This window comes from Cupriavidus sp. 8B, assembly GCF_054589115.1.
The window spans coordinates 1-434 of sequence record NZ_BAAILO010000612.1; the positions used below are offsets into that span (position 1 = coordinate 1).

Sequence of the window (434 nt, forward strand, 5' to 3'; positions counted from 1 at the left end):
GCGGCCGCGAAGCGCTCGACGATGGTGCCGTGTTCCATCACATAAAAGCGATCTGCCAGCGGCGCGGCAAAGCGGAAGTTCTGCTCCACCATCACCACCGTGTAGCCCTTTTTCTTGAGCATCAGGATTATCCGCGCCAGCGCTTGCACGATCACGGGCGCGAGGCCCTCGGAGATCTCGTCGAGCAGCAGCAGGTTGGCCCCGGTGCGCAGGATGCGCCCGACGGCAAGCATCTGCTGCTCGCCGCCCGACAGGCGCGTGCCCTGGCTCTGGCGGCGCTCCTTCAGGTTAGGGAACATCTCGTAGATCTCGGCCTCGCTCATGCCGGTGAGCGCGCTGGTGCCCTGCCCTTTCAACAGCGGCGGCAGCATCAGGTTTTCCTCGCACGACAGGCTGGCGAAGATGCCCCGCTCTTCCGGGCAATAGCCGATGCC

Annotated in this window: 1 protein-coding gene; it reads right to left on the minus strand. The window is 65.0% G+C overall.

Features of this window, described 5'->3' with window-relative positions; translation table 11 throughout:
• Positions 1-434, minus strand: a 434-nt coding sequence (locus ACYP5B_RS50390; protein WP_459574972.1) for an ABC transporter ATP-binding protein, incomplete at both ends; no start/stop codon positions are given.